Annotated in this window: 27 protein-coding genes; 14 read left to right on the forward strand and 13 right to left on the reverse strand. The window is 65.4% G+C overall.

What is annotated here, in order from left to right; genetic code table 11:
* Nucleotides 1-58: 58 nt before the first annotated feature.
* Nucleotides 59-739 (forward strand): tRNA (guanosine(46)-N7)-methyltransferase TrmB, encoded by a 681-nt coding sequence (gene trmB, locus E7V67_001060; protein WUR16204.1) that lies wholly within the window; start codon nucleotides 59-61, stop codon nucleotides 737-739.
* On the opposite strand, the gene E7V67_001065 is transcribed toward trmB, so the two are convergent.
* On the reverse strand, nucleotides 740-1,642 hold the full coding sequence (locus tag E7V67_001065) for a DMT family transporter (GenBank protein ID WUR13723.1): 903 nt from the start codon (nucleotides 1,640-1,642) through the stop codon (nucleotides 740-742).
* 238 nt (nucleotides 1,643-1,880) lie between these two features.
* Here E7V67_001065 and E7V67_001070 point away from each other — a divergent pair, with 238 nt between their 5' ends.
* The gene (locus tag E7V67_001070; GenBank protein ID WUR16205.1) at nucleotides 1,881-2,723 is read left to right on the forward strand and encodes an AraC family transcriptional regulator; all 843 of its coding nucleotides are present in this window, start codon (nucleotides 1,881-1,883) and stop codon (nucleotides 2,721-2,723) included.
* Between the two features lie 92 nt (nucleotides 2,724-2,815).
* Here E7V67_001070 and recQ read toward each other — a convergent pair whose 3' ends face one another.
* From recQ to E7V67_001085, 3 genes are all read right to left on the reverse strand, one after another.
* Entirely contained in the window at nucleotides 2,816-4,636 is a 1,821-nt protein-coding gene (gene recQ, locus E7V67_001075; GenBank protein ID WUR13724.1) for a DNA helicase RecQ, read from the reverse strand.
* A 30-nt stretch (nucleotides 4,637-4,666) separates the two neighbouring features.
* Nucleotides 4,667-5,500 carry an undecaprenyl-diphosphate phosphatase gene (locus E7V67_001080; protein ID WUR13725.1) on the reverse strand — a complete coding sequence of 278 codons (834 nt, stop codon included), beginning with the start codon at nucleotides 5,498-5,500 and terminating at the stop codon, nucleotides 4,667-4,669.
* Between the two features lie 220 nt (nucleotides 5,501-5,720).
* Nucleotides 5,721-6,809, reverse strand: coding sequence for an alpha/beta hydrolase (locus E7V67_001085; protein WUR13726.1), 1,089 nt, complete (start codon nucleotides 6,807-6,809; stop codon nucleotides 5,721-5,723).
* Between the two features lie 113 nt (nucleotides 6,810-6,922).
* Between E7V67_001085 and E7V67_001090 the strand changes: the two genes are divergently transcribed.
* On the forward strand, nucleotides 6,923-7,408 hold the full coding sequence (locus E7V67_001090; protein WUR13727.1) for a GNAT family N-acetyltransferase: 486 nt from the start codon (nucleotides 6,923-6,925) through the stop codon (nucleotides 7,406-7,408).
* A 5-nt stretch (nucleotides 7,409-7,413) separates the two neighbouring features.
* On the opposite strand, the gene E7V67_001095 is transcribed toward E7V67_001090, so the two are convergent.
* Entirely contained in the window at nucleotides 7,414-7,680 is a 267-nt protein-coding gene (locus tag E7V67_001095) for a YkgJ family cysteine cluster protein (protein WUR13728.1), read from the reverse strand.
* Nucleotides 7,681-7,725: 45 nt separating this feature from the next.
* Nucleotides 7,726-8,970, reverse strand: a complete 1,245-nt coding sequence (locus tag E7V67_001100) for a DUF445 domain-containing protein (protein WUR13729.1) — start codon at nucleotides 8,968-8,970, stop codon at nucleotides 7,726-7,728.
* Nucleotides 8,971-9,126: 156 nt separating this feature from the next.
* On the opposite strand from E7V67_001100, the gene E7V67_001105 reads away from it, so the two are divergent.
* The 5 genes from E7V67_001105 (at nucleotide 9,127) to E7V67_001125 (ending at nucleotide 12,755) form a co-directional block, all read left to right on the forward strand.
* Nucleotides 9,127-9,414, forward strand: a complete 288-nt coding sequence (locus E7V67_001105) for a hypothetical protein (protein WUR13730.1) — start codon at nucleotides 9,127-9,129, stop codon at nucleotides 9,412-9,414.
* 93 nt (nucleotides 9,415-9,507) lie between these two features.
* Nucleotides 9,508-10,158, forward strand: coding sequence for a TetR/AcrR family transcriptional regulator (locus E7V67_001110; protein ID WUR13731.1), 651 nt, complete (start codon nucleotides 9,508-9,510; stop codon nucleotides 10,156-10,158).
* A gap of 146 nt (nucleotides 10,159-10,304) precedes the next feature.
* The gene (locus tag E7V67_001115; protein ID WUR13732.1) at nucleotides 10,305-10,958 is read left to right on the forward strand and encodes a protein-L-isoaspartate O-methyltransferase; all 654 of its coding nucleotides are present in this window, start codon (nucleotides 10,305-10,307) and stop codon (nucleotides 10,956-10,958) included.
* Nucleotides 10,959-10,977: 19 nt separating this feature from the next.
* Nucleotides 10,978-11,301, forward strand: coding sequence for a rhodanese-like domain-containing protein (locus E7V67_001120; GenBank protein WUR13733.1), 324 nt, complete (start codon nucleotides 10,978-10,980; stop codon nucleotides 11,299-11,301).
* A 104-nt stretch (nucleotides 11,302-11,405) separates the two neighbouring features.
* Complete coding sequence (locus E7V67_001125; protein WUR13734.1) at nucleotides 11,406-12,755, forward strand: TolC family outer membrane protein; 1,350 nt, start codon at nucleotides 11,406-11,408, stop codon at nucleotides 12,753-12,755.
* 69 nt (nucleotides 12,756-12,824) lie between these two features.
* Here the strand turns inward: E7V67_001125 and gloA are convergent, their stop codons facing one another.
* The 6 genes from gloA to E7V67_001155 form a co-directional block, all read right to left on the reverse strand.
* A complete protein-coding gene (gloA, locus tag E7V67_001130; protein ID WUR13735.1) occupies nucleotides 12,825-13,238 on the reverse strand; it encodes a lactoylglutathione lyase in 414 nt (137 codons plus the stop codon).
* Between the two features lie 119 nt (nucleotides 13,239-13,357).
* On the reverse strand, nucleotides 13,358-14,221 hold the full coding sequence (locus tag E7V67_001135) for a hypothetical protein (protein WUR13736.1): 864 nt from the start codon (nucleotides 14,219-14,221) through the stop codon (nucleotides 13,358-13,360).
* The gene (locus E7V67_001140; protein ID WUR13737.1) at nucleotides 14,221-15,126 is read right to left on the reverse strand and encodes a hypothetical protein; all 906 of its coding nucleotides are present in this window, start codon (nucleotides 15,124-15,126) and stop codon (nucleotides 14,221-14,223) included. Before E7V67_001140 ends, E7V67_001135 begins: the two co-directional genes overlap by 1 nt.
* A gap of 56 nt (nucleotides 15,127-15,182) precedes the next feature.
* Nucleotides 15,183-16,091 carry a hypothetical protein gene (locus E7V67_001145; protein WUR13738.1) on the reverse strand — a complete coding sequence of 303 codons (909 nt, stop codon included), beginning with the start codon at nucleotides 16,089-16,091 and terminating at the stop codon, nucleotides 15,183-15,185.
* Between the two features lie 301 nt (nucleotides 16,092-16,392).
* Nucleotides 16,393-17,688, reverse strand: coding sequence for a sorbosone dehydrogenase family protein (locus tag E7V67_001150; protein ID WUR16206.1), 1,296 nt, complete (start codon nucleotides 17,686-17,688; stop codon nucleotides 16,393-16,395).
* A 21-nt stretch (nucleotides 17,689-17,709) separates the two neighbouring features.
* Nucleotides 17,710-18,000, reverse strand: a complete 291-nt coding sequence (locus tag E7V67_001155; GenBank protein WUR13739.1) for a hypothetical protein — start codon at nucleotides 17,998-18,000, stop codon at nucleotides 17,710-17,712.
* A gap of 158 nt (nucleotides 18,001-18,158) precedes the next feature.
* On the opposite strand from E7V67_001155, the gene E7V67_001160 reads away from it, so the two are divergent.
* The 3 genes from E7V67_001160 (at nucleotide 18,159) to recN (ending at nucleotide 21,833) form a co-directional block, all read left to right on the forward strand.
* Nucleotides 18,159-19,082, forward strand: a complete 924-nt coding sequence (locus E7V67_001160) for a DUF3667 domain-containing protein (GenBank protein WUR13740.1) — start codon at nucleotides 18,159-18,161, stop codon at nucleotides 19,080-19,082.
* A gap of 178 nt (nucleotides 19,083-19,260) precedes the next feature.
* Nucleotides 19,261-20,172, forward strand: coding sequence for an NAD kinase (locus E7V67_001165; protein WUR13741.1), 912 nt, complete (start codon nucleotides 19,261-19,263; stop codon nucleotides 20,170-20,172).
* 14 nt (nucleotides 20,173-20,186) lie between these two features.
* Complete coding sequence (recN, locus tag E7V67_001170; protein ID WUR13742.1) at nucleotides 20,187-21,833, forward strand: DNA repair protein RecN; 1,647 nt, start codon at nucleotides 20,187-20,189, stop codon at nucleotides 21,831-21,833.
* Nucleotides 21,834-21,929: 96 nt separating this feature from the next.
* On the opposite strand, the gene E7V67_001175 is transcribed toward recN, so the two are convergent.
* Entirely contained in the window at nucleotides 21,930-22,682 is a 753-nt protein-coding gene (locus E7V67_001175) for a hypothetical protein (protein ID WUR13743.1), read from the reverse strand.
* Nucleotides 22,683-22,780: 98 nt separating this feature from the next.
* Between E7V67_001175 and hemH the strand changes: the two genes are divergently transcribed.
* The 3 genes from hemH (at nucleotide 22,781) to dnaK (ending at nucleotide 26,769) form a co-directional block, all read left to right on the forward strand.
* Complete coding sequence (gene hemH, locus E7V67_001180) at nucleotides 22,781-23,890, forward strand: ferrochelatase (GenBank protein ID WUR13744.1); 1,110 nt, start codon at nucleotides 22,781-22,783, stop codon at nucleotides 23,888-23,890.
* A gap of 283 nt (nucleotides 23,891-24,173) precedes the next feature.
* The gene (grpE, locus tag E7V67_001185; protein WUR13745.1) at nucleotides 24,174-24,728 is read left to right on the forward strand and encodes a nucleotide exchange factor GrpE; all 555 of its coding nucleotides are present in this window, start codon (nucleotides 24,174-24,176) and stop codon (nucleotides 24,726-24,728) included.
* Between the two features lie 88 nt (nucleotides 24,729-24,816).
* Entirely contained in the window at nucleotides 24,817-26,769 is a 1,953-nt protein-coding gene (gene dnaK, locus E7V67_001190; GenBank protein ID WUR13746.1) for a molecular chaperone DnaK, read from the forward strand.
* Nucleotides 26,770-26,837 lie beyond the last annotated feature (68 nt).

Genomic DNA, 26,837 nt, shown 5'->3' on the forward strand with positions numbered 1-26,837 from the left:
CCTTTTTCAGCAGATTCCCATGTCTTCCGACACGCCACCGAAGGGCCCCGCGCGGTCCATGCTGTACGACCCCACCGAACACCGCATCCGCAGTTTCGTCACCCGCGCCGGCCGCCTCTCCACCGCACAGGAGCGCGCCCTGAACGAGCTGGGGCCGCGCTACATGATCGAATACGCCAAGGCGCCGCTCGAGCTGGAACAGGCCTTCGGCCGCAAGGCGCCGGTGATCCTGGAGATCGGCTTCGGCATGGGCCAGACCACGGCGCACATCGCCAAGCTGATGCCGGAGAAGGACTTCATTGGCGTCGAGGTACATACGCCGGGAGTCGGCAGCCTGCTGAAGCTGATCGGCGAGGAGAACCTGACCAACCTGCGCGTGATCCAGCACGACGCCGTCGAGGTCCTGAACAACATGATCGAGGCCGGCACGCTGGCCGGCGTGCACATCTACTTCCCCGACCCATGGCACAAGGCGCGCCACAACAAGCGCCGCCTGATCCAGGCGCCGTTCGTCAAGCTGCTGGTGGAAAAGCTGGCGCCGGGCGGCTACCTGCACCTGGCGACCGACTGGGAAGACTACGCGGTGCAGATGCTGGAAGTACTGTCGGCCGAAGAGGGCCTGCAGAACACGGCCGAGGGCTACGCACCGCAGCCGGCCTACCGCCCGCTGACGAAGTTCGAGAACCGTGGCCTGAAGCTGGGCCACGGCGTGTGGGACCTCGTCTTCACCAAGAAGTAATCATCCCCTCGCCGGCGCCGGCGCGGTCGGCACGGCGCGCGCCGGCATGAACGCCAGCAGGTTGCCGCCGACGACCAGCGCCAGGCCGGCAAAGGCGGAGGCGCTCCAGCGGTAGTCCTCGAACAGCGCCGATACCGTCAGCGCCACGATCGGGAACAGCACCGTGCAGTAGGCGGCGCGGTCGGCGCCGAGCCGGCCCACCAGCAGCAGATAGGCCGTGAACGCGATGACCGAGCCGGGAATCGCCAGGTACAGCAGCGATCCCACGTAACGTGCATCCGCCTCGAACGTGAACGGCATGCCCAGTGCCAGCGCCAGCAAGGTCAGGATCGACGCGCCGATGAACATCGCCCACGTGTTGGTCAACAGCGGCGCCAGGCCCAGCGCCTGCATGCGCGACGACAGCAGGTTCCCCGCCGAGAAGCACAACGTCCCCAACACGGCCAGCCCCAGGCCCGCCAGCATGCCGCTGTCGCCCCAGTGGCCCGCCATTTGCGGCAGGAACAGCAGCGCGATGCCGCCCAGTCCCAGCAGCGCGCCGCCGACGACGGCCGGCCGCACAGGCCGGGCCAGGAACAGCCGGCCGTTCAGCGCGTTCCAGATCGGCGCGGTGGAGAACACCACCGCCACCAGGCCGCTGGGCACGTGCGCGCTGGCATAGTAGAAGCACAGGAAATTACAGCAGAACAGCGCGACACCCTGGGCCAGCAGGTAGCGCCACGCCGCGCGCGGCGGCAGCACGGCCTTGCGGGCCAGGCACAGGCAGGCCAGCAGCACGACGGCGGCGATCCAGAAGCGGTAGGCGATCGACACGGGCGCGGGTACCACGCCCAGTTGCAGCTTGATGGCGATCCAGGTGGTGCCCCAGATCAGGACGGTGAGCAGGTAGAGGAACAGGTTCATGGCAATCCGACAACGATGATGGTGTGGCCATTCTGCGGCGGCCGCCCGGCTGGCGCTTGTCCGATCTTGCGCATTTTTCCCCCGCTGCCGGCACGCGCGCTCGCACGGTGCTAGACTTTTTGCCATGAGCACCGAGCCCCAACCCCCTCTCCCTGCCGGCCTGCGCATGACGGCGGCTGCGCGCAGCGCGCTCCAGAGCGCCCCCGCCGATGCACTGGGCCATGCCGTCTTTCGCACGATGTGCGGCACCGATGCGCAGCTGGAACGTTTTGCGTGGCTGGGCGACGGCCTGGCGGCCGCCGTCTGGCAGCGCAATACGGATGACGCGGAAACGGTCTACAGCGAGCCGGGCCACCATACGCTGTCGTGCTACCTGTACGGCGGCTACCGCATCGAGCGCAAGGGTGCGCCGGGGCATTTTGGCGGTCCGGGCCGGCTGTGCGCGCTGCCGGACTGGCACGAATCGCGCTGGTACGTGCGCGACCCGCTGCGCCTGGTGCACTTGTACTTCATGCCGGCGCAGTTCACCCGCCGCGCCGTCGTCGAGCTCGACCGCGAGCCGCGCGAGCTGACCTTGCAGGACCGCACCTATTTCGACGATCCCGGGCTGGCGCGCCAGTGCGAGGCGCTGCTGGACGTGCCCTGGCAAGGTACGGACAACCTGCTGCGCGCCAACGAGACGGCGCACGCCGCGCTGTCGGGCCTGTTGCATGGCCAGGTCGCCATGCGCCCGAACCTGCGCCTGCGCGGCGGCCTGGCGCCGCAGCTGCGGCGCCGCCTGGCCGACTATATCGAGACGCACCTGCATGAAAACCTGACGCTGGGGACGCTGGCCGCGCTGGCCAACCTGTCGGAATTCCACCTGGCGCGCATGTTCAGGGTGTCGTTCGGCATGCCGCCGTCGACCTGGATCGCCGCGCGCCGCATCGACCGCGCGCACCAGCTATTGAAGATGGACACGCTGCCATTGCAGCAGGTGGCTGACGCCTGCGGTTATGCCGACCTCTCGCACTTCAGCCACCGCTTCCGCGCGGCCGTCGGCGTGCCGCCGGGGCAGTACCGGCGCATCCTGTGCTCCTGATGGAAGCGGAACGGCCACCAGTTTCCTGCCAAAATCGGCGACAGCCTCCTGATTACGAATAAAAAAACCGGTGACTGTCACCGGTTTTCTTCTTACACCATCTCGGAAATGATCCCGACGATATCGCCGCCGTAGGAGGCGAGCTTCTTCTCGCCCACGCCGGAAACGCCGCGCAGCTCGCCCAACGTGGTGGGCTTGACCTTGGCGATCTCGCGCAAGGTGGCGTCCGCGAAAATGACGAACGCGGCGACGTTGTGTTCGCGCGCCATGCCCATGCGCCACGAGCGCAGGCGGTCGAAGATGGCCTGCTCTGCCGGTTCCAGGAACGTCTCGGCATAGCCCTTCGGCGCGGAAGTGCGCTTCGGCTTGGCCGGCTTCTGGTACTGGCGCAACTGCACCTTCTGGCCGCCCTTCAGCACAGGGCGCGCCGCATCCGTCAGCTTCAGCGAGCTGTATTGATCGTGGTCGACGGTGACGAGGCCCAGCGCGATCACCTGGCGCAGGATGGCGCGCCATTCCTGCTCGCTGCGGTCGGCACCGATGCCGAACACGGAGAGGGCGTCGTGGTGCCACGTCTTGATGCGCTCCGTCTCGACGCCGCGCAGCACTTCGATCACGTGGGTGGCGGCAAAGCGCTGGTCGACACGGTAGATGGCCGACAGCAGCTTCTGCACCGGCACCGTGCCGTCGAACGACACCGGCGGCAGCAGGCAGGTGTCGCAGTTGCCGCACGGGCCGGACGCTTCGCCGAAATAATCGAGCAGGCGCACACGCCGGCACGACAGCGTCTCGCACAGGCCCAGCATGGCATCGAGCTTCATGCCCAGCACGCGCTTGAAGTTCTCGTCCGCCTCGGATTCGTCGATCATCCGGCGCTGCAGCACCACGTCCTGCAGGCCGTACGCCATCCAGGCGCTGGCGGGCAGGCCGTCACGGCCCGCGCGGCCCGTCTCCTGGTAATAGCCCTCGATGCTCTTCGGCAGGTCGAGGTGGGCGACGAAGCGCACATCCGGCTTGTCGATGCCCATGCCGAAGGCGATCGTCGCCACCATCACCAGGTTTTCCTCGCGCAGGAAGCGGGCCTGGTTGGCCGCGCGCTTCGCGTGCTCCATGCCGGCGTGGTAGGGCAGGGCGCGGATGCCGTTCTCGTTCAGGAATTCCGCCGTCTCCTCGACCTTCTTGCGCGACAGGCAGTAGACGATGCCGGCGTCGCTCGGGTGCTCGGTCGTGATGAAGTCCAGCAGCTGCTTGCGGCCAGTGGTCTTCTCGACGATCTGGTAGCGGATGTTCGGACGGTCGAACGACGAGACGAATTGCGCCGCATCCGTCAGGTCGAGGCGGTGGGCGATCTCGGCGCGCGTCTGCGGGTCGGCGGTGGCCGTCAGCGCGATGCGCGGCACGTTCGGGAACTGCTCGTGCAGCACCGAGAGCTTGATGTATTCCGGGCGGAAGTCGTGACCCCACTGCGAGACGCAGTGCGCCTCGTCGATGGCGAACAGCGCGATCTTCGAATCCTGCAGCAGGTCGAAGCAGCGCTGCGTCATCAGGCGTTCCGGTGCCACGTACAGCAGGTCCAGCTGGCCGGTGCGCACCATGCGCTCGATGCGCGAGGCTTCTTCCCACGTCTGCGTGGAATTCAGGAAGGCGGCGCGCACGCCCACTTCCTCGAGCGCGTCCACCTGGTCCTGCATCAGCGCGATCAGCGGCGAGACGACGACGCCGACGCCATCGCGCAGCAGCGCCGGGATCTGGTAGCACAGCGACTTGCCGCCACCGGTCGGCATCAGCACCAGCGCGTCGCCCCCGTTGGCGACATGTTCGACGATTTCGGCCTGGTGCCCGCGGAACGCCGGGTAGCCGAAAACCGTTTCCAGCACATGCAGTGCGCGCTGACTGATATCCAGTTGATCCATACAATACTTACAACACTTCCCAGGTGAACCCTACTCGGCCCAATTCACGAGGCCGAAATGGGCGGTGGCGATGACGACGATGCCAAACACGATACGGTACCACGCAAAGATCGTGAAGTCATGCGAACTGATATAGCGCAACAGCCAGCGCACGCACAGGAACGCCGACACGAAAGCGGAGAGGGTACCGACGCCGAACATCGGCAAATCCGCCGCCGACAGCAGCTCGCGCTGTTTATAGAGCGAGTAGAAGGTGGCGCCCAGCAGCGTTGGAATGGCCAGGAAGAAGGAAAACTCGGTGGCCGCCTTGCGCGACAGGCCCAGCATCATGCCGCCGATGATCGTCGCGCCCGAGCGGCTGGTGCCGGGGATCAGCGCGAACGCCTGGGCGCAGCCGACCTTCAATGCGTCCAGCAAGGTCATGTCGTCGACGGCGTGGATGCGCACGGAGACAGGATTGTTCCTGGCCCGGCTCTCGACCCACAGGATCACCAGGCCGCCGACGATGAACGCGGTCGCGACCGGCACGGGCTTGAACAGCAGCTCGGTGATCGCCTTGTTGAACAGCAGGCCCAACAGCGCGGCCGGCAGGAAGCCGATCACCACGTTGAGGGCAAAGCGGCGCGCCTTGGGATCGTGCGACAGGCCCCCCAGCACGGCGGCGATGCGCGCGCGGTACTCCCAGATCACGGCCAGCATGGCGCCGGCCTGGATCGCGATTTCGAAAACCTTGACTTTCTCGCCGGTGAACTCCAGCAGGCTGCCGGCCAGGATCAGGTGGCCGGTAGACGAGATGGGCAGAAACTCCGTGAAACCTTCGACAAGACCCATGATCAGGGCCTTCATAGCGAGAACGATATCCATTGTTGGTCGGTGTGAGGTGGATGGAAAGACGGGACACAAAGCGGACACGAAGCGGGCCCGAAGCTTACCACGAGCGCAACGAGCGCCCGGCCAGCTCGGCCGTTCCCGCGGCCGCCCGTGATGATAAAGGATTAACAACAACTCCGCTGCCCGGCAGCCGGGCAACGGTGGCCGCGCGATTAAAGCAGCCCGGACTTAATGTTCTGTTAAGACCATCGCATTACTCGGGCAGCTTGCCGTCGGCCAGCGGGCGCACGTAGCGCAGCAGGCTGACCAGCGTCTTGCCCGGCTCCTCCCACGGGATCATGTGGGCCGAGTGCTCGAACCACACGGCCTGCTTGTATGGCGCCTTGACCTGGCGCAGCCACGCTTCGGTGGGCGCGGTGGGCGTCGTGTAATCGTGCCGGCCCAGGAACATGACGACCGGGATCGGGAACGTGGCGACGCGGCTGTAATCGACCGTGACGAATTCCGGCAGCAGCCGGTCCAGCGTGAACAGGTTGCCCTGGTCGATCGTCGCCACGTCCTCGGGACGGTAATCGGGCGACAGGCGCGGACCACCGAAGAAGTAGGTCGATTCGCTGCGATACGCCGACAGCCCGCCATAATGCTGCGGCCATTTGCGCGCCACGATGATGCGCTCGCGCGTGATCGGCGCATCGCCTGGGTAAGGTGCGATCGACCGCAGCTCTGTCAGCGCCTCCTGGTTGCCCAGCTTTTGCGCCTGCGCCAGCGCGTAGTCGAAGCTGATGCGCTCGTTCTCGCGGGTGCTGATCACCTGGCCCAGGCCCACGTACCCGTAAAACAGGTCGGGCCGTTTCAATGCCGCGCCCATGGCCGGCACGGTACCCCAGCTGTGCGCCATCAGGATCACCTTGGCCTTGCCGTACTTCTTGCGCAGGTGCTCGGCCACCTCGATGGTGTCGTCGACGTAGCGCGCCACCGTCAAGGTGCCGGCCACCCGGTCCGGCGGGGTGTCGCGATAGGTCAGGCCCGCGCCGCGCTGGTCCCAGTTCACCACCGTGAAGTATTCCTCGAGCGGGCGCTGGAACTGCCACGCTGTCGGGATCACGGGGGAGGCCGGGCCGCCGTGGACGAACAGGATGATCGGATTGGCCTTGTCCTGGCCGCGCACGTACAGCCACTGGTCGATGCCGCCGATGACGGTCTTGTACGATGCCTGGATGCCAGCAGGCGCGACGATGCGCGTCAGGTCCGCCACGGCGGCGCGCGATTTTTGGTAGGCGATGGCGTCCGCCGCGTCGTCCGCCATTGCCCCGGTTGCGCCAAGGAGCAGGGGTACTGCCAACCAGTGCTGCCGCATCGCTCGCCTCCATATCGTGTGATGGGCTGATGATAACGCGGGATTGCCAATGTCATGGGTCAATGCGAGGATGGTGTTTTGACCCGCTGACTGCCGCAATGACGATCCGCCCCACCACCGCCGCCGACTGGCGCGCCCTGAAAGCCATCCGCCTGACCGCGTTGCTCGACGCCCCGACCGCCTTTGGCGTCACGTACGCCGCCGCCGCGGCCTATACGGACGAACAATGGCAGGCGCGCGCCGCCGGCACCGACCGGGCCGAGTACGTGCTGGCGTTCGATGGCGAGCAGCCGGTCGGCATCGCTGCGGGCGTCGTCAGCGCGCAGGAGGAATACAACCTGATCGCCATGTGGGTACGGCCGCACTATCGCGGCACGGGTCTTGCCGCGCGCCTGATCGAAGCGGTCAAGGCGCGGGCGCAGGCCAAGGGGCATCGTCGCATCGTGCTGGACGTGGCGCCGGAGAATGTCGCCGCCGCCAATCTGTACCTGCGCCAGGGTTTTGCATTTCTGCCGGAATGGGAGCCATTGGCGAGCCATCCGGCGATTTCGGTGCAGAAGATGGCGTGGGTCGCGGCGGGGTAAGCCCGTCAGCGTCGCTCTTGCGGCGCCGTCATCCTCTCCAGCTCCCCCAGCCACCGCATCGCATGCGCGCGGCTGTCCCCGCACATCTCTTCAGACGGTTGCAGCCCGCCGCAGAACGCCGGCCGCTCAGGCTGCCCGAAGATGCGGCAGCGGTTGGCGTCGTCCAGCTGGATGCAGCGCACGCCGGCCGGCTTGCCGTTGGGCATGCCGGGAATCGGGCTGGTGATCGAAGGGGCGGTGCAACAGGCACCGCAGTGGTCGCGGCAATTCATGGCTCAGGTACTCGGGAGAGGCCGTCATTCTACCGCGAGCGGACCTCAATGCGGCCGGCCCAGCCCCAGCGACAGGCAATACAGCAACAGCCCGACCACACCCCCGACCAGCGTGCCGTTGATGCGGATGAACTGCAGGTCGCTGCCGACCTGCTGCTCCAGCTTCTGCGAGACCGTCTCGGCATCCCATTTGTCGATGACGCGCCGGACCACGGCCACGATCAGGCTGCGCCGCTCGACGATCGCCTCGATGGCGAAGCCGCGCAGCCAGTCGTTGAGCTTGGTGCGGATCGCGGGATTCTCCTGCAGCGCCGCGGCGAACACCTGCAGCGCGTCCTGGGCGCGCGCCAGCAGGCGCGAGTCCGGTGACGTGCCGGCCGTCTGCAGGCGCGCCCGGATGTCGGCCCAGACGCTGCCCACGTACTCGCGGAACAGCGGATGGTGCAGGCCGTTGGCCAGCAGCGCGCGCAGCTTTTCCTCGTACTCCGGTGAATGCTGCAGGTCGTCGATCAGTTCCTCGATGGCGGTGTGGAAGCGGGCGCGCCATTCGCCGTGTTCGTCCGCCATGTCGTCCAGGATGCTCTGGATGCCGTTCATCAGGCGCTCGAAGAATTTTTCGTCGACCATGCGCGGCATCCAGCTGGGGCTGTGGTCATGCACCTTCTGGCGGATGTAGCCGCGGTTGTCCTCCAGCGCGTGCGCCACCAGCCCCAGCACCCGCTGCAGCAGGCGCACGTGCTGGCGGCCCGCCACCAGCACCGTCAGCACCTGGCCCAGGATCGGGGCCAGGCGCACGTCCTTCAGGCTGGAGCCCAGGGCGCCGCGAAAGAATTCGGCGGCGTCGCGGTCGTCGATCATGTTGACGACCGCGGGGATCGTGCCCACCAGCCGCTCCGCCACGGCGCGGCTGTTCGCATCGTCGGCCAGCCAGCGCGCGCTGACGCCGGCGAAGTCGACCTCGCGCAGCTCTTCCTGCAGCACCTCGTGCGTAATGAAATTGTGTTCTAGAAATTCGGCGATATTGACGCCGATGCGGTCCTTGTTGCGCGGGATGATGGCCGTATGGGGGATCGGCAGGCCCAGCGGATGCCGGAACAGCGCCGTCACGGCGAACCAGTCGGCCAGGCCGCCGACCATGGCGGCCTCGGCAAACGCGGCCACAAAGCCGAGCCACGGATAATCTCCCTGCAGCAGGCGGGCGGCAACGAAGGTGACGGCCATCGCGGCCAGCAGGGCGGTGGCGATGCGGCGGATGCGTTTCAGGCGCGGCAGCGGATTATTGTGCGGCACACTGGTCTCCCGGAGTTCCGATACATCGATTTTGCCCCAATGGCCGCGCAGACAGTAGCGCCCGTTTCACATAGCGCGCGACCTCGGTATCAATTAGTTGAAAAATTGATAACCTTCGTCCTAGAATGGTGGACGTCAATTAACACAGGAGGGACCATGTTCATCGTTTTGTTGAAGTTTTCCGATCATCGAAGCAAAGCCGCGGACTTCATGCCGGGTCACAACGCTTGGATCAGGAAGGGCATTGACGACGGCGTCTTCCTGCTGGTCGGCAGCATCGAGCAGGCCCAGGGCGGCGCGCTGATCGCCCTCGAGAGCAGCAGGGCAGCGCTGCAGCAGCGTATCGACACGGACCCTTTCGTGATCGAAAACATCGTCAAGGCCGAGATCCTCGAGATCAAACCGGGCAAGGTCGATCCGCGCCTCGCGGTACTGGCGGGGTGACGGGAGGGGGCACGGCCTTGACGATGGCGGGAGGGCGCGTCTATTATTAACTGACCAACTGGTAAGTTACTGCCCTCCTGGCACCTTTATTTTATGCAATCCGACACCAAGCCGCGCTGGGAGCGTCGCAAGGACGCCCGGCCGCAGGAACTGCTGGCCGCCGCGCTGGACCTGTTCGTCGACCGTGGCTATGCCGCCACCCGCCTGGAAGACGTGGCGCGGCGCGCCGGCGTGTCGAAAGGCACGCTGTATCTCTATTTCGAAAACAAGGAAGAGCTGTTCAAGGCCGTCGTGCGCGAGAACATCGTCGAGGTCATTGGCAAGGCCGAAAGCGATGTCGCGGCCGCTGCCGGGGCCAGTTGCAACGAACTGTTGCGCGCGATGCTGAACAAGTGGTGGTGCGAGGTCGGCTCCACCCGTGCTTCCGGCCTGGCCAAGCTGATCATGGCGGAAGCGGGCAATTTTCCGGAAATCGCCGCGTTTTACAACGACGAAGTCATCGAACGGGGTAATGGCCTGATCGCCTCCATCGTGCGGCGTGGCGTCGACAATGGCGAGTTCGCGCCCGTGGATGCGGACGTGATGACGCGCGTACTGACCGCGCCCGTGCTGATGCTGATGCTGTGGTCGCACAGCTTTTTCCCTTGCGACACCGGCAGCATCGATCCCGAAGCGTTCATGGCCGCGTTCCTGGGGCTGGTCGAGCGCGGCATCCGTGCTCCGGCGGCCGCCGTGACCGATTGATCGGTAGCATTTTTTGCACGTTCAGCCCCGATAAAGCGCAGGCTGTCGCAATTTCCCGCGTTCCGTCGCCGTTGTCGTTAATATGCCGTCCTGACCAGTTCAACGATAAAATGACGGATTCTTATTCCTTCACCGAGTCAACCAAGATGAATATCGAACAAGCCCGTTTCAATATGATCGAACAGCAGATCCGTCCGTGGGACGTGCTGGACACCGACGTTCTCGATCTGTTGATGGTCGTTAAGCGCGAAAACTTTGTACCGGAAGCCTATAAGAACCTGGCTTTCGTCGACACCGAGATCCCGCTGGCCGGTGGCGCCGCGATGCTGACGCCGAAGCTGGAAGCGCGCATTGTGCAGGACGCGGCGGTCAAGAAACACGAAAACGTGCTGCTGGTCGGCGCCGGTACCGGCTACGTGGCCGCGCTGCTGGCGCACCGTGCCCGCCACGTGACCGCCATCGAGATCGACCCGGCGCTGAAGGCCCAGGCGGAAAAGAACCTGGCCGCCAATGGCGTGTCCAATGTAACCGTGGAACTGGGCAACGGCGCCCAGGGCTGGACCAACGGCGCGCCGTTCGACGTGATCGTCTTCACCGGCGCGCTGCCGGTGCTGCCGGAAGCCGTGCTGCAGCAGGTGAAGGTGGGCGGGCGTGTCCTGGCCATCATCGGCGAATCGCCGGTCATGTCGGCGCACCTGATCACGCGCACGGGCGATAACGGCTACGACACCAAAAAGCTGTTCGAGACGGACGTCAAGCCGCTGGCCGCCGCCGTCACGCCGTCGCATTTCACTTTCTGACGCATTCGGGAGAACCGCTATGCAGCACCTGACCGCTCCCGACCTGGCTGCATGGCTGGCCGACCAGGACCGTCCGCGCCCGTTCCTGCTGGACGTGCGCGAACCGTGGGAATACGAGACCTGCCATATCGAAGGCGCCAACCTGATGCCGATGCAGACCATCCCGGGCCGTATCGACGACCTGGACGAGGATGCGGAGATCGTCTGCATCTGCCACCACGGCGCGCGCAGCCTGCAGGTGGCGGCATTCCTGGAGCGACATGGGTTCGGCAAGGTCAGCAACCTGACCGGCGGCATCCATGCCTGGGCGCTGCAGGTCGATCCCACCCTGCCCAAGTATTAAGCAGAAAGTGCATGCCGGGCGCTGGCGCGCCCGGTCGCAGGAACCGTAGCCAGTAAAAAAAACCAGACTATCCAGAACTTTTGACGACTCCAACGGAGAATGCAATGCAGAGACCCCTTATCGCCGTGCTGATCGCCAGCGCCTTCATGCTCAACGCAAAGGCGGCACAGGCGGCCGATCTTATCCAAGTCTACCAGCAGGCACTTGCGAACGACGCCACCTATGCGAGCGCCCGCAATTCGCTGACGGCGGGCCAGGAGCGGGTCACCCAGGGGCGCTCGTTGCTGCTGCCGCAGGTCGGCCTGAGCGGCAGCCACGTCAAGAACAACGGCGAGTTTTCGCCCGTGAACGAAGGCGCGACGACGATCGTCAACGGCGTGCCGAGCGTTGTCGGCAGCCGTAATGCCGACAACAGCCAGAATACCTACCAGCTGCAGTTGACGCAGCCGCTGTTCCGCTGGGCCAACTGGCAGCAGTACCAGCAGAGCAAGCTGGCCCAGGCCCAGGCCGAGGCGCAGTTCGCCCAGGCCCAGCAGGACCTGATCGTGCGCGTGGCGCAGGCTTATTTCGACGTGCTGACGGCGCAGGACAACCTGGCCTCGATCCAGGCGCAGAAGTCCGCGACGACGGAGCAGCTGGCATCGGCCAAGCGCAATTTCGAGGTCGGCACGCAGACCATCACGGACACGCACGAGGCGCAGGCCGCGTATGACCTCGTCGTCGCCCAGGAGTTCGCCGCGATCAACGACCTGGAAGTGCGCCGCACGGCGCTGCAACAGATCATCGGCACGGCGCCGGCCTCGCTTGCCACGCTGCGCACGGGTGTGACGATCGCGCCACCGCAGCCGGCCACCATCGAGCCGTGGATTTCGTCGGCGGAGCAGCAGAACTATGGCGTCACGGTGCAGCAACTGGCGGTGGAGATCGCCAAGCGCGAGATCGAGCGCACCCGCGCCGGCCACATGCCGACCGTGGACCTGGTGGCCTCGTCCACGCGCCAGAGCCAGACGGCCTACGGCGTCACGAAGAACAACGCCATCGGCGTGCAGTGGACCGTGCCGATCTTCAGCGGTTTCCAGGTGACGAGCAAGGTGCGCGAGACGATCGCGCTGGAGGAAAAGGCGCGCAACGACCTGGAAGCGACGAAGCGCAGCGCCGCGCAGAACGCGCGCCAGGCCTACCTGGGTGTGAACAGCGGCCTGGCGCAGGTGCGCGCGCTGGAAGCGGCCGAGGTGTCGAGCAAGTCGGCGCTGGAATCGAACAAGCTGGGTTACCAGGTCGGCGTGCGCATCAATATCGACGTGTTGAACGCCCAGCGCCAGCTGTATTCGACCCAGCGCGACCTGTCCAAGGCCCGCTACGACACGATCATGAACGGCCTGCGCCTGAAGGCGGCGGCCGGATCGCTGAAGGAAGAGGACCTGCGGCCGATCAATGCGCTGCTGACGAATTAAGTAAACCCTTGGTGACAGGCACCTATCTGCGGGTCTTCGACCCGCAGATAGGTGCCTGTCACCGGTGTTTCAGCTGTCGAGCCCACCACCAGCGCCCGTAAACGAGCGCTCGATCAATTCCACCTTGTAGCCGTCCGGGTCCGTGATGAACGCGATCACCGTCGTGCCGCCCTTGACGGGGCCCGGCTCGCGCGTGACGTTGCCGCCGTTGGCGCGTGCGGCGTTGCAGGCTTCCACGATGTTTTCCGTCGAGATGGCGATATGGCCGTAGGCGGTGCCCAGCTCGTAGCTGTCCACGCCGTAGTTATAGGTCAGTTCCAGCTCCGCATGGTCCGGATTGTTGCCGTAGCCGACGAAGGCCAGCGTGTACTTGTATTCCGGATTGTCGCTGGTGCGCAGCAGCTTCATGCCGAGCACTTTGGTGTAGAAGTCGATGGAGCGCTGCAGGTCGCCGACCCGCAGCATCGTATGCAGGATGCGCATGCTGAAATCTCTCTTTTGGCGGTTGAGGCTGAAGGGACCCGGCGCGAACGCGGGCTCCCGGGAGCAGCGATTGTATGCGTTTTCGGCAGCGTTCGCTGAGCGCCGCCGCGTTTGCCTTCTTACGGCACGCCCACCGTATTGCTGCCTTCGCGCGGCCGGTACTGGCCGTCCGCGAACACGTAGCGTGCCGTGCCGCGCTCACCGCGCTCTTCGCGGTGCCCATTCTTTTGCGACACCACCTTGCTGTCGATCTCCAGCACCAGGTCGTAATAGGGCGCATCGGACGGCGCCAGGTGCCACTGCGCCGCGTTGTGCCAGCAGCGTTCGCGCGACTCGTCGCAATCGTCGTCGTTGTCGGAGCGGATCAGGATGCCATTGCCCGTCAGGTCCGTCACCTGGTCCGCCAGCGGGTCGAACAGCGCCAGGTGGACGGTCGTCTCGCCGCGGTTGGCCACCGTGTCCTCGACCGCCAGTCCCACCCTGTCCTGCCCCAGCGCGACCCAGCTGGTCTTGCCGATGCGGCCGTGCGAGCCCAGCCGCGCCACGTTCTCGTGCTGTCGCAGCACGCGCCATTGGCCGTCCTGCTGGCGCAGCAGGTAGAGGCTCAGGAAGCCGGGGCTGGCCTGGTCGGCGCTCGCTGTGCCATCGTCGTTTGCGCTGTCGCCGGACACCGCCAGCACCGTCTCGCCCGTCGGCAGGACCGTCGAGCTGATGCCTTCCAGCACCATGCGCCACTGCTCGCGCGGGTTGTCGGGGTCGGGCATCGGTGCCAGCGCGTCGCCCGTCGCGACGCGGTAGCGCGCGCCGTAGACTGCCTGCATCAGCGGGGCGTAGCGGTCCTGCACCTTGGCCGGTTGCGGTTGCGGTACCGGTGCCGGCGCCGCCGGCGCGCTGGCGGCCGGGGACAGCGGGCGTTCCGGCGCCTGGCGGGAACAGGCGGAGCACAGCAGTGCCGCCAGCAACAGGGCGGTTTTCGTGCGCATCAAATCACCGGCAGCGTGTTGGCGCCGTCGCGCAGCCGGTAGCTGCCGCGCTCGAATACATAACGTGCGCTGCCGGCGAGCGAGCGGGTGCCGGCGGCGGCGGTACCGGCCGGGGCGTCGTCCGGCACGTCGTCCTGTTCCCCCTTGATCGTCAGCACCAGTTCGTCGTAGGCGCCCGCGGCGGGCTCGAAGCGCCACATGGCCGTGCCGGACCAGCAGTGCGTCGCTTCCGGGCAGGCGCCGGAGCTGTCGGAGGCGATCAGGATGCCCTCGCCGGTCAGGTCGGTGATCTTTTCCCGGGAAGGGTCGAACAGCGACAGCCGCGTCGCCACGTAGCCCTGGCCGATCCAGTGGTGCTCGACGGCCAGCCCCGGCTTGTTACGGGACAGCATGACCCAGCGCAGCCCGCCCGCTTCGCCCATGCGCCCCAGCTGAGCCACTTCGTCATGGCGGCGCGTGACGTGCCAACGGCCGTCCTGCTGGCGCAGCAGGTAGATGCTGAGCCGGCCCGGATCGGCCAGCGATGGGCTCTCGTCGCCGTTCTCGTCCGTCGCGGTACTCGTCACGACCAGCACCGTCTCGCCGGAGGGCAGGCGCGTCGACGTGGCGGCCCGGTAGATCGTGGCGTTCGCCTTCTGAAAACTGTCGGCGCCGATGCCTTCGACCGCGCGGCCCTGAGCCGGCAGGTAGTCGTCGCCGAAGACGGCCGCCATCAGCGGCGCGTACGGATCCTTGCTGGCCGCCATCAGCGGCGCGTACGGATCCTTGCTGGCCGCCATCGCCGCCGCGCGTGCCGCCGCGGGCGAGATCGCCGGCACATCGGCCGGTCCGTTGTCATGGCGGGCGCAGCCGGGCAGCGCGACCGCCGTAGCGGCCGCCAGCAGGAACGCGAGGGCAGGCTTCATGTCTTGTAGTGCAAAAAAGACAATATTATAGCCGAAGACGGGCGCCAGCCGGTGGCTCAGATGCCCGGAATCGTGTTCGTGCCTTCGTGCACCTGATAGCGCTTGCCGTCGTACACGTAGCGCACAGCGGCGTTGAGCGATTTGCGTATCCGTTCGACGGCTTCATCGTCCTCTTTCGGCTCGGCATCCGGATGCTTGGCGTTGGCTTCGTAGCCGGTGATCGTCAGCACGAGATCGTCGTAAACCGCATGGCCCGGCTCGAAGTGCCACTGTGCCTCGGCTTCCCAGCACGTGTCGGTGGACGGGCCGCAAGCGCCCTCGTTGCCCGAATAGACGGGAATGCTTTCGCCGACGAGGTCGGCGATCTTGTCCGCCAACGGATCGAACAGCGCCAGCAGGGTGATCGTCTGGCCTTGCCAGGTGCCCCCGTGCAGGACGGCCAGACCGATCTTGTCCTTGGTCAGGTTGACCCATTTGAGCTCGCCAAGCTGCCCGAACGAACCAAGCGAGGCCACGCTTTCGTGCCGTTTGCGCACCTGCCATTGGCCGTCGCGCTTGTCCAGCAAGTACAGGCTGAGCAGGCCGGAAGAGGAATGGCCCGACTGCGGCTCGCCGTCGCTGTCGGCCATTTCGCCGTTCACGGCGAGCACCGTCTCGCCGGTTGGCAGCCGCGTCGAGCCGACGCCGGTGACCACCATGGGCAGACGCTTGCGCCGGTCGTCCGGATCGGCCATGTCGGCCAGCGCATTGCCCTTGGCAGGACGGTAGTGGCTGCCGAACACAGCACGCATCAGCTCGGCGTATGTATCGGCGACCGTGGACGTGGATGCTGGCGGTGCGCTGACGGCTTCCGGAGCCGCTGCCTTGGTGATCCGGGGTGGAGCGGCCTCGGCCGGCTGCTCGCGTGAGCAGCCGGCCAGGAATATGGCGGCCACCAGGGTGGCGGCCGGAACCAGATTGTTCATTGCTGTCGTTCTTAATGTAAAAGCAATGAATATAGAGCAAAACGGCCGCAGGCGCGACCGTTGGGCAAAATGCTCAGCCTGCCCGACGTTGCGACCGGCGGGCGAGCAGCAAGCCCAAACCGCCAAGCAGCATTGCCTAGGTGGCCGGTTCAGGAACCGGCGAGAGCAGCGCGAAGGCCGAACCGCCGTTCTTGAAATTCACTTCGGCGAGAGTTTGGCCCCGGTCGTTCAAGTCGGCGACGGTGATATCGGTCCAGTTTTCGTTGGCGACCAGTTCGTTCAGGTCCCCGGCGGCGTGGTGCTACTTTGCTGTTGGCGCCACGCGCCAGATCGTATTCCCCACGTCGTCCGCCACCAGCAGCGCGCCGTCCTTCGCGACCGCCACACCGACCGGGCGGCCATTGGCCTTTTCGTTCTTGTCCAGGAAGCCCGTCAGGAAATCCTGCGGCGGGCCGGCCGGTTTGCCGTCCGCGAACGGCACATGGACGACCTTGTAGCCGCTGTGCGGCTTGCGGTTCCACGAGCCGTGCATGCCGATGAACGCGCCACCGTGGTAGCTGGCCGGGAAAGCGCTGGCCTCGTAAAACGCCAGCCCCAGCGCGGCCGTGTGGGCGCCCAGCGCGTAGTCGGGCACGATGGCTTTGCTGACCAGGTCAGGGCGCGGTTCCTTGACGCGGGCATCCACGTTCGGACCGTACCAGCTGTACGGCCAGCCGTAGAAGCCGCCATCCTTGACGGACGTCAGGTAGTCCGGCACCAGGTCGTTGCCCAGCTCGTCGCGCTCGTTGACAACCGTCCACAGCGCCTTGGTCTTCGGTTCCCACGCCATGCCGTTCGGGTTGCGCAGGCCCGTGGCGAACAGCCGTGACTTGCCGGTGGCGCGCTCCAGTTCCCAGATGGCGGCACGGCCTTCTTCCTTCTCGATACCGTTCTCGGCCACGTTGCTGTTCGAGCCCACGGTCATGTACAGGAACTTGCCATCCGGGCTGGCGATGATGTTCTTGGTCCAGTGGTGGTTCAGCGGGCCGGCTGGCAGGCTCATCACCTTGACGCCGGCAGTGGTGATGGCCGTCTTGCCTTCCTCGTAGGTGAAGCGCATCACGGCATCGGAGTTGGCGACATAAAAATCCTTGCCGACCAGCGTCATGCCGAATGGCGAATTCAGGTTTTTCAGGAACACGGTGCGCGTCTTCGCGGCGCCATTGGCATCGACGTCGCGCAGCAACGTGATACGGTTGGCGGAGGGTGTGACGGCGCCGGCCTTTTTCATCTGCATCTGCATGATCTTGCCCTTGATGCCCTTGCTGTCCTCGGGCTTGGGCGGCGCGTTGGTTTCGGCCACCAGCACGTCGCCGTTGGGCAGCACGTACAGCCAGCGTGGATGGTCCAGGTTGCGCGCGTAAGCCGTGACCGTGAAGCCGGCCGGGGCGACGGGTTTTTCGTCGCCCTTCCACACGTCGACGGGTGCCACGTTGACGGTCGGGATCAGGTTTTTCTCCGGCTCCGGCAGCTTGGGGTTGGGGCCGTAGCCGACCGGGTATTGGGGGGCTTGCGCCAGTGCGGCGCCGCTGGCGAGCAGGGCGCCCAGAGCGATCATGCGATTCATGGGACTCCTTTGTCAGTCGCGCTTGATTTCGGGCAGGGGCTTGGCCTGGGCATCGTCATTGCCGGGGGGAGCTTTCTGGATGCCGCGGGTTTCGCGCAAGTCCGTGTCGACCAGGCCCTGGTCGATGTCGCGCGCGGCCTGCTCGATGCGGGTGCGCGGGCGCTGGTGTTCCACGCCCTGGGTCGATTCGTCACGCTCGTGCGGCAGGCGCTTGCCGCCCGTCTGGCCCACTTCGACGTCGGTGTTGACCTGGCGGTCCTTCTGGTTCGGCGCGCCGTTGACGTTGCTGTCGTTGCTGCTCATGATAAGGTCCTTCCCAAAAAACTTAACTGAATCACATCATATCGACGAATGTCCGCGTTGGTCGCGCGCTTGAACTGTTGGTTTATCGCCATTGTCGTGGTGCATTTTTTGCATGGAATGCGTACGATGGCGTTTTGACTCTCGCAGCGGGACCCAGCTTGAAACCAGCGACGATCGAAGCAGCCGGCCACCACGAGGTACCGGCCAACTGCCGCAATTGCGGCGCCGCCGTCAGCAGCCATTACTGCCCCGAGTGTGGCCAGGAGACCCGGCTGCACGTGCCCAGCCTGGCTGAATTCGTCCACGAGTTCATCGGCCACTACGTGGCGGTGGAAGGGCGGCTGTGGGGCACGCTGGTGCGGCTGCTGTTCCGTCCAGGCGCGCTGACCGCCGAATACCTGGCCGGGCGGCGGCGTCGCTATGTCGAGCCGCTGCGGCTGTACCTGTCGATGTCGATCCTGTTTTTTGCGCTGATGAAGCTTTCCGGGGCGGAGCTGGCGCGGTTCGACAGTAAGCCCGATGGCGACAAGCCTGCTGTCGGCCAGCAGCACGCCGGCAAACGCGATGGCCCCGTCATCGGCGGTGCCGAGAAACTGCCGGACGACATGCCGCACCACACCACCTTGCCCGCGCCGCTGGAACGGCTGGCGCCGGGGTTTCGACAGTCGCTCGACAATTTCGACCGGATGAGCGTCGAGCAGAAGAGCGAAATCCTGCGCACCGGCTTCTACCGCTATGCACCCTATGTGATGTTTTGCCTGATGCCGCTGTTTGCGCTGTACCTGAAGCTGCTGTATCTCGGTTCGGGCCGGCGTTATGGCGAGCACGTGCTGTTCGCGCTGCATACGAATGCGTTCGCGTTCGCAGTGCTGGCAGCCTTCATCTACCTGCCGGAGAGCTTCCTCAAGTTCGTGATGTTCTGCTGGCTCGTGCTGTATCTGCCCTGGGCGATGAAACGGGTCTATGGCAAGTCGCGCTGGGGCACCGCGTGGCGCTGGCTGCTGTTGTTCGGCCTGCACGGGCTGTCGCTGGCGCTGGGGGTCGTGGCGGCATTGGCCCTGGGGGTGGCGTTCGCCCACTGAGCGTCACTTGCGGTTCGGTTCCGCACCAATTATACTGGTCAAATATACAGTATTTCACGGCGCCGCCCAAGCGGGCGGCGTTGGCAAATGGCGGAACGATCTGGAATGGTTTACTCTTCGGCGTGTCGTCCCGGGCGCCCGGGTCGTCGCCACATTCACCTGAACTGCTGAGTTTCCTATGCCCGCCACGCCTGCCGCCGCCGCTTCCATCTACAACACGATCGCCCTGGTCGTGCGGCCCAACACGGCGGGCATCGAAACCTCGGTGCGCGACGTGCTGGCGTTCCTGCGCCAGGAGGGTTACAGCGTGGTGTTCGAGACGGAAACGGCGGAGCACCTGAACATGCCGGAGATCCCGTCGATGAGCCCGCAGGGCATCGGCGAAAAGGCGGACGTGGCGCTGGTGATGGGCGGCGACGGCACGATGCTGGGCATCGCGCGGCAGCTGGCTTCGTATGAAGTGCCGCTGATCGGCATCAACCAGGGCCGGCTGGGCTTCATGACGGATATTCCGCTGGAAGGCATGCTGCCCGTGCTGGGCAAGATCCTGCGCGGCAAGCACAAGGCCGAGCGCCGCACCTTGCTGGAAGGGCGCGTGCTCCGTGACGGCAAGCCGATCCACATCGGCCTGGCCGTCAACGATGTCGTCGTCTCGCGCGGCGCCGGCGCCGGCATGGTGGAGCTGCGCGTCGAGGTGGACGAGCATTTCATGTACAACCAGCGCTCGGACGGCCTGATCGTCTCCACGCCCACGGGTTCGACAGCCTACGCACTGTCGGCCGGCGGGCCGCTGCTGCATCCCACGCTGGGTGGCATCGTGCTGGTGCCGATCGCGCCGCACGCGCTGTCGAACCGGCCCATCGTGCTGCCCGACTCCAGCGAGATCGTCATCGAGATCATCCGCGGGCGCGACATCACGGTGAACTTCGACATGCAGACGTTCGCCAGCCTGCAACCGCAAGACCGCATCCATATCCGCCGCTCGCCGCACACGATCACCTTCCTGCATCCGGAAGGCTGGAGCTACTACAACACGCTGCGCAAGAAACTGCACTGGAACGAGTACCCGTCCAGCGACGGGAAAATCTGATCAACCTGGAACCTATGCTTCGTACACTGTCCATCCGCGACTTCGTCATTGTCGATGTAATTGAACTGGAATTTTCCGCCGGCTTCACGGTGTTTACGGGCGAAACGGGCGCCGGCAAGTCGATCCTGATCGACGCGCTGACGCTGGCGCTGGGCGGGCGCGGCGATGCGTCCGTGGTGCGCGAGGGCGCGGCCAAGGCCGACATCACGGCCGACTTCGCCGTGACGCCGCAGGCGCAGGCCTGGCTGGACGCGCACGAGTTCACCTCCGAGGACGGCGGCGCGCTGCTGCGCCGCGTGATCGACAACGCGGGCCGCTCGAAGGCCTACATCAACGGCATCGCCGCCACCGCTGCGCAGCTGCGCGAGCTGGGCGACCTGCTGGTGGACATCCACGGCCAGCACGCGCACCAGTCGCTGCTGAAGACGGAAGCGCAGCGCGAGCTGCTGGACAATCAGGCCGGCGCCAACGTGCGCGACGTCACGCTGGCCTATAAAGCCTGGCGCGCCGTGGCGAAGCAGCTGGAGGAGTTCGAGACCAACGCGGCCAACGTGCTGCTGGAACGCGAGCGGCTGGAGTGGCAGGTGGGCGAGCTGGACAAGCTGGCCGCGAAGCCGGGCGAATGGACCGAGATCGGCAACGAGCACAGCCGCCTGTCGCATGCCGCCAGCCTGCTCGAAGGCGCGCAGGAAGCGCTGGCCGTCATCTCGGAATCGGACGAGCAGCCGATCGTGTCCCAACTGGCGTCGCTGAACCAGAAGCTGACGAAGCTGGTGTCGGTCGATACGGAACTGCAACCGGTCGTGGAGCTGATCGAATCGGCCCGCATCCAGTTGCAGGAATCGGCCTATGCGCTGAACACCTATCTCGACCGCGTCGAGCTGGACCCGGACCGGCTGCGCCAGGTCGACGCGCGCATGGAAGCGCTGCACTCGGCGGCGCGCAAGTTCCGGGTCGATGCGGACGAGTTGCCGGCCGAGCACGCGCGCCTGGCGGCGCAGCTGGCGCAACTGGCCGATGCGACGGATATGGACGGCCTGCGCAAGCAGGAAGCGAAACTGAAGGCCGAGTACATGGCCGTGGCAGAGCAGTTGTCCGCCACGCGCGCCGCGGCGGCCAAGGCACTGGGCGAGGCGGTCACCCAGGCGATGCAGGACCTGAACATGACGGGCGGCCGCTTCGAAGTGGCACTGCATCCGGCCGAGCCGTCCGCCAAGGGCCTGGAGCAGGTCGAGTTCATGGTGGCCGGTCATGCGGGCGTGCTGCCGCGGCCGCTGGCCAAGGTGGCGTCCGGCGGCGAGCTGGCGCGAATTTCCCTGGCGATCTCCGTCATCACGTCGCACGCGACCACCGTGCCGACCCTGATCTTCGACGAGGTGGACAGCGGCATCGGCGGCGGCGTGGCCGAGGTGGTGGGGCGGCTGTTGAAGCGGTTGGGCCAGGAGCGACAGGTGCTGTGCGTAACGCACTTGCCGCAGGTGGCCAGCCAGGGCAACAGCCACTTCCAGGTGGCGAAAAGCACGCTGGCCAACGGTAAGACAGCCTCGCGCATCGAGGTGCTCGATGCCAAGGCGCGCGTGGAGGAAGTGGCGCGCATGCTGGGCGGGCTGGAGATCACGGCGACGACGCGCAAGCATGCGCGGGAGTTGCTGGCTTCTTGAGGAGGCCGTGCTTATTCAGCGGCATGAAACCCATGGTGTCAGGCACCTATCTTGGGGCGCCAGCGCCCCAAGATAGGTGCCTGACACCTCGGTTCTTCAGCCCTTGCAAGCTGTTAGCTCAAACCCGGGATACCCCGCCCGCGGCAACGTCCGCAACCACCCAGCCAAATCGGCATCAGCCGGCAGCGTCTTCTGCAGCGCGCGCAGTTCACGGCACGCAAAGCCTTTGTCTCCGCCGGCCACCAACGCCGCCGCCATCGCCCGGTAATGCACGCGCGGCTTGCCCTCGCGTTTCAAGGTCTCGTAATAATCTCGATACAACGGCCGCGCCCCGGCGCCGAACTCGCGCCGGAACGCCGGCTTGGCGGCCGCGCCGTCCAGCGCATACACGAACGGAAAATACGCCGGTCCGGTCACGCCGGCAAACACGTCGCGCCGCAACACGCGCGTACGCAGCACCCCATGCCGGTCGATGCCGATCGGCGCCGGGCTGTCGTCATAGTCCAGCTGCGCCACCGGCGCCGGTTCCGGGCTCAGGCGAAACAGCGTCTTGGTGTAATGGCGCCCGCCCAGGTGGCCGCACAGCGCGACGAAGTCGCCGCCGATGTATTCGGCGCCCGGCTCGTCGCCGCAGCCGGGGCGCAGCGCCGTCTTTTCCTGGTAGATGCTGACGAGGCCGTCCTCGCGCGTCACGTGGATGACGCCGATGACCTCGCCCTGCAGGTCGCCCTCGGCCGTCTCCAGGCTTTCCTGGTACGAAAACGTATGGCCGGCATGGGTCAGCACGGCATTTTGTGCCGCGGCCGGCAACGCGAAGGCCGCCAGCCAAGCTAAAAGATGGATTTTCATTATGAAGATGATAATGCATGCGGGCGCGTGCGGGTGCGCCGCGCCGGTCGGGTTCCTCCGCCTATAATGGGCTTCTCTCGGATAGAACAATAACAGCCATGCCTTTTGCCAAAGAACCTCCCCACCAGCACGGTACCGTCAGCAGCAGCGCCGTCGTGCTGGTCAATCTCGGTACGCCTGACGAGCCCACGCGCGGCGCCGTGCGGCGTTACCTGAAGCAGTTCCTGTCCGACCCGCGCGTCGTCGAGATTCCGAAAGCCGTCTGGTGGTTCATCCTGCACGGCATCATCCTGCCGTTCCGCTCGGGCGCCTCGGCGAAAAAGTATGCGTCGATCTGGACCCGCGACGGTTCGCCCCTGCGCGTCCACACCAGCAACCAGGCCATGTTGCTGCACGCGGCGCTGGGCGAGCGCGGCCATGGCGACGTGACGGTGGCGATGGCCATGCGCTACGGCTCGCCGTCGTTGCCGGACGTGCTGGCGCGCCTGAAGGCGGACGGCTGCGACCGCATCGTCATCCTGCCGGCCTATCCCCAGTATTCGGGGACGACGACGGGTTCGATCTGGGACGCCGTGTTCGCGCACTACCGCAAGATCCGCAATATCCCCGAGCTGCGGCTGGTGAAGAACTACCACGACCACGACGGCTACATCGAGGCGTTGCGCCAGAACATCCTGGCGCATTGGGAAACGCATGGGCGGGGTGAAAAGCTCGTCATGAGTTTCCATGGCGTGCCCAAGCGCACCCTGCTGCTGGGCGACCCGTACCACTGCGAATGCCACAAGACGGCGCGGCTGCTGGCGGCTCGCCTGAAGCTCAAGCCGGAGGATTACATCGTCACGTTCCAGTCGCGCTTCGGCAAGGCCGAGTGGCTGCAGCCATATACCGCGCCGACGGTGGCGCAGCTGGCCAAGGACGGTGTGCGCCGGCTGGACGTGATCTGCCCGGGCTTCACCAGCGACTGCCTGGAAACGCTGGAGGAGATCGCGATGGAGGTGCGGCACGACTTCCTCTCGAACGGCGGCAAGGAGTTCCACTACATCCCCTGCCTGAACGAAAACGCCCACTGGATCGCCGCGCTGGCCGAGATCGCCGAACAGCACATGATCGGCTGGCCGACGATGACGACGCCCACCCAGCGCGCGCTGCGCCAGCATGACGCCGACAAGGGCCGCGAGGCGGCGCTGGCCAAGGGCGCCCCACAGTAAGACCACCTCGTTGCAAAATCGTCACCGGCAAGTGCTGTTAGCACTTGCCGGAGGTGAGTGCCAGCCTGTTAAAATATCCCGTTGCGGGTATCCGTTGCGTTGCCTTTCCTTCGTCCGGGCCTTCTGATGAGCACACTATGTGCGCTTTCGCATGGACAAAAGGAAAACAATAACCCTTGAAATGGTAGGGGATAGGCCCATATGCGGCGCAGCGTAACAGGGATCGCGCACGGTGTTTGCGCTTCCCCAGCAATGTCAAACCACAGATCGTAGGAGTCTATAGATGCAAGATCAGGAAAATCAGGCCAGCCCGAATCCCGATGAGGAACTGGCATCCGCCCAGCCTTCGACTCCCGCCGAGCCTGCCGCCCAGGGCACCCCGAGCCTGGAAGAGCAGCTCGCCGCCACCGAAGCGAAGCTGGCCGAGATGCATGAGGCCTTCCTGCGTGCCAAGGCCGAAGGCGACAATATCCGCCGCCGGGCCCAGGAAGATGTCGCCAAGGCGCACAAGTTCGCCGTCGAAAGCTTTGCCGAGGCCATGGTGCCCGTCAAGGACAGCCTGGAAATGGCCCTGAAGGTGGAAGCGCCCACGATCGAATCGATGAAGGAAGGCGTCGAGATGACGCTCAAGCAGCTGAACGCCGCGTTCGAGCGCAACCGCCTGATCGAAGTCGTGCCGGCCGCCGGCGACAAGCTGGACCCGAACAAGCACCAGGCCGTGGCCATGGTGCCGGCCGAGCAGGAGGCCAATACTGTCGTTGCCGTGCTGCAGAAGGGCTACATGATCGCGGACCGGCTGCTGCGTCCGGCCATCGTGACCGCCGCCCAGCCAAAGTAAATCGTGGGGTTGGAACCCCTTGAAAATAAACACGATTTTCCGCATATAACAAAACATCAGAAACTACACAGTTAAGGAAGAACAAATCATGGGCAAAATGATCGGTATTGACCTGGGCACGACCAACTCCTGCGTCGCCATCATGGAAAATGGCCAGCCGAAGGTCATCGAGAACGCCGAAGGCGCGCGTACCACTCCGTCCATCATCGCTTACCAGGAAGACGGCGAGATCCTCGTCGGCGCGCCGGCGAAACGCCAGGCCGTCACCAATCCGAAGAACACGCTGTTCGCGGTGAAGCGCCTGATCGGCCGCAAATTCGAAGAAAAAGAAGTACAGAAGGACATCGCGCTGATGCCTTACCAGATCACGAAAGCCGACAACGGCGACGCGTGGATCGGCGTGCGTGACAAGAAGCTGGCCCCGCCGCAGATCTCCGCGGAAGTGCTGCGCAAGATGAAGAAGACCGCCGAGGACTACCTGGGCGAGGAAGTGACGGAAGCCGTCATCACGGTACCGGCCTACTTCAACGACTCGCAGCGCCAGGCGACCAAGGACGCCGGCCGCATCGCTGGCCTGGACGTGAAGCGCATCATCAACGAGCCGACGGCGGCCGCGTTGGCGTTCGGCCTGGACAAGACCGACAAGGGCGACCGCAAGATCGCCGTGTATGACCTGGGTGGCGGCACGTTCGACATCTCGATCATCGAGATCGCCGACGTGGACGGCGAGAAGCAGTTCGAAGTGCTGTCGACCAACGGCGACACGTTCCTGGGCGGCGAAGACTTCGACCAGCGCGTGATCGACTACATCATCGACGAGTTCAAGAAGATCAATGGCCTGGACCTGAAGAAGGACCCGATCGCCCTGCAGCGCATCAAGGCTTCGGCCGAGCGCGCGAAGATCGAACTGTCGTCGTCGCAGCAGACCGAGATCAACGAGCCGTACATCGCCATGGCGAACGGCGCGCCGGTCCACCTGAACCTGAAGATGACCCGCGCCAAGCTGGAATCGCTGGTGGAAGAGCTGATCAACGCCACCATCGAGCCATGCCGCACCGCGATCAAGGACGCCGGCGTCAAGGTCTCCGATATCGACGACATCATCCTGGTCGGCGGCATGACCCGTATGCCGAAGGTGCAGGAAAAAGTGAAGGAGTTCTTCGGCAAGGACCCGCGCAAGGACGTCAACCCTGACGAAGCCGTGGCCGTCGGTGCCGCGATCCAGGGCGCCGTGCTGTCGGGCGACCGCAAGGACCTGCTGCTGCTGGACGTGACCCCGCTGTCGCTGGGTATCGAAACGCTGGGCGGCGTGATGACGAAGATGATCCACAAGAACACGACGATCCCGACCAAGTTCTCGCAGGTGTTCTCGACGGCCGACGACAACCAACCTGCCGTGACCATCAAGGTCTACCAGGGCGAGCGTGAAATCGCGGCCGGCAACAAGGCCCTGGGCGAGTTCAACCTGGAAGGCATTCCGCCGGCAGCACGCGGCGTGCCGCAGATCGAAGTGACCTTCGACATCGACGCCAACGGCATCCTGCACGTGGGCGCGAAGGACAAGGCCACCGGCAAGGAAAACAAGATCACCATCAAGGCCAACTCCGGTCTGTCGGAAGAGGAAATCCAGAAGATGGTGAAGGATGCCGAGCTGAATGCGGAAGAGGACAAGAAGGTCAAGGAACTGGCCGAGTCGCGCAACCAGGCCGACGCGCTGGTGCACTCGACCAAGAAGTCCCTGACGGAGTACGGCGACAAGCTGGAAGCCGGCGAGAAGGAAAAGATCGAAGCGGCGATCACCGACCTGGAAGCCACGATCAAGTCGGGCGACAAGGCCACGATCGACGCCAAGGTCGCGGCACTGACCGAAGCGGCGCAGAAGCTGGGCGAGAAGATGTACGCCGACATGCAGGCGCAGCAGGCAGCGGGCGGCGGCGCCGAAGCTGGTGCCGGTGGCCAGCAGGCCGGCGGTGCGGAGTCCCGTGCGCAGCAGGACGACGTTGTCGATGCCGACTTCAAGGAAGTCAAGGACAACAAATAATCCCGGTCGGCTGAACCCCTGACCCGCCGAGCGGAGCTGCCGTAACAACGGGGCCCGCTCGGCTTTTT

The organism is [Empedobacter] haloabium (genome assembly GCA_008011715.2).
Classification (GTDB): domain Bacteria; phylum Pseudomonadota; class Gammaproteobacteria; order Burkholderiales; family Burkholderiaceae_D; genus Rugamonas; species Rugamonas haloabia.